The organism is Bacillus sp. JJ1474, assembly GCF_036965225.1.
In the GTDB taxonomy this organism is placed as follows: domain Bacteria; phylum Bacillota; class Bacilli; order Bacillales; family Cytobacillaceae; genus Cytobacillus.
Window position 1 is genome coordinate 1 of the sequence record NZ_JBALPC010000267.1, and the last position, 2074, is coordinate 2074.

Annotated in this window: 2 protein-coding genes; both read right to left on the reverse strand. The window is 37.6% G+C overall.

What is annotated here, in order from left to right; translation table 11 throughout:
• Positions 1-228 precede the first annotated feature (228 nt).
• Positions 229-1203: an aminopeptidase gene (locus V7164_RS24100; protein WP_335355475.1), complete on the reverse strand. Its 975-nt coding sequence runs from the start codon at positions 1201-1203 to the stop codon at positions 229-231.
• A gap of 41 nt (positions 1204-1244) precedes the next feature.
• Complete coding sequence (locus V7164_RS24105; protein ID WP_335355476.1) at positions 1245-1706, reverse strand: RidA family protein; 462 nt, start codon at positions 1704-1706, stop codon at positions 1245-1247.
• Positions 1707-2074 lie beyond the last annotated feature (368 nt).

Sequence of the window (2074 nt, forward strand, 5' to 3'; positions counted from 1 at the left end):
GTTTTAAGAATGCCACTTACATGATGACGTGGGTTTAAGGTTCGCCATTTCCTTGTAAGTGTTTACCGTTTGGCAAGTGAATTTCTTCAATAATTTTATTTATCTACCTATTAACTGAATATTTACGAAGTGTAGATGCGCGAAAGTCTTTTAATAAAACTTTAGGAAGGGGCTTCCCTTCCTGTCTCTTCATTCGGTCATACCTATAAAAACTTTTAAACTGATCCGTTAGACTAACAATTCTCCGTCTTTCATGATTGAATAATCATCAATTACAACTGTTACATTTTTAATGACTAAATCAAGATGCAGCGGGGAATCTACATGTCCTCCAAAGTTCAAGTTTTTTCCTATTCCAATATGAATATTTCCAAATGAACCTTCATCGGGAGCCATATGTCCGCATAAATAGTTTTCTTTATTTAATCCAAGGCCAAGTTCCGCGATATTATACACTGTCGGATCATTGAAATCAGCCAAAATTTTGCGAAGAATATCCGCTTCTCGCCCGCCTGTAATTTCTGTAATGAAACCGTTCTCAACTCTGCATGTAACAGGTTCATCAAGTAAATTTAAGAGTGGATGAGGAATACTTCCATCAAACACCAATACACCATTTGCTGTACCTTCGACTGGACCAAGGGCCACTTCTGCATTAGGCGGAAATGAAGCTGAACCTGGCTCTCTCGATGTCCCATAATCGAAAACAGGTTTACGCCCTTCAATGCTGCACACCATATTAGTTCCTCCAGGAGCAGTCAGTGTAAATGTTTTACCTTGATAATACTCAGAAACCCGATCAATGACCTTCCTTACTTCATCAAAATCAGCGGTTAGGCCGCCTTCTTCAAACATATGTAGAGCATAATCTTGTAGCCCCACCCAACGCAATCTTCCGTTTTTACTTGTTTCCAACCGTGCTTTTGAATGGTACATCGACATGGTTGTGGCACCAAATGCTACATCGCATCCATTTAATGCTGCTCTGACGGCTTCAGTTGGCTCAGCGCCATGTCCGTCTCTTGGACTCATAACAATCATCGTAGTATCAAAGTATTCTTTTGCATACTTATAAACAAATTCTCCGATATCCCTTTTATTATCATCGGTGATTACAAGTACTTTCTCGCCTTCTTTTAATTGGGTAACACTTGTGAACAATTGTTTTATCCCTAATGGCATATCTTTTGGAAACTCTATCATTTTTTTCTACCCTCTTTCGATAAAATTATATGTTTTTTCTATTAAAATACTTCGACCACAATTTCAACTTCTACTGGTGTTCCTCCCGGAAGAGATGCAGCTCCCATTGCTACTCTACTGTGTTTTCCTGCTTCTCCAAATACTTCACTTGCCAAGAATGAAACTTCATTCATCACTTCCGGTTGATCAGTAAAATCCGGTGTGCTTGCAACATAACCTTTTATATTAACAATCTTTTTGATAGAATCGAGACTTCCCATGATATTTCGTACAGCAGCTAGACAATTTGCAAAGGCAATTTTGGCTGCCTCCTGAGCTTCTTCTATAGAAACTGTATCTCCCACAATTCCCTTATATTTCAAAACACCGTCTACCTTTGCTGCATTTCCGGATACAAAAAGTAAATTACCGGTTTTAATGCCATCTTCAAACGGTCGTTGATTTGCTTGTGCTGGATCTGGTAGCTTATATCCAGCTTTTATTAATTTTTCTTCATAGTTCATGAACATCCTCCTCATTTGTTATTTTTTCTAGAATGCCTTTTGTTTCTATGATTATAATTGTATTACAATATAAATAGTAATTCAATATTAATTTTAGAATTTTTTAAAAATTGACATTACAAATTGAAATTAGTTGCCGCTCACTTCCTTCAGATTCTGCGCAACACAGGCACCCTTGTGTTAAGCTACAGCTATTTCTGCCTTCACAATTTGGGACTCATCCCTATAGACTGTACACATGCTGGGCGCACATGAATAAGAGACTGACTTTGCCAAGTCAGTCTCTTATTCCTCTAATGGATGTATTTGTAATAGTCGAAGTCTCTTGTTTGAGGCAAAGATAAAATAATTTTTTGCATTGAGGAATT

What these genes read in the sequence shown, in the direction of transcription:
- V7164_RS24105 (WP_335355476.1), bottom strand. Translation starts at nt 1,706, where the DNA reads ATGAACTATGAAGAAAAATTAATAAAAGCTGGATATAAGCTACCAGAT.
- V7164_RS24100 (WP_335355475.1), bottom strand. Translation starts at nt 1,203, where the DNA reads ATGATAGAGTTTCCAAAAGATATGCCATTAGGGATAAAACAATTGTTC.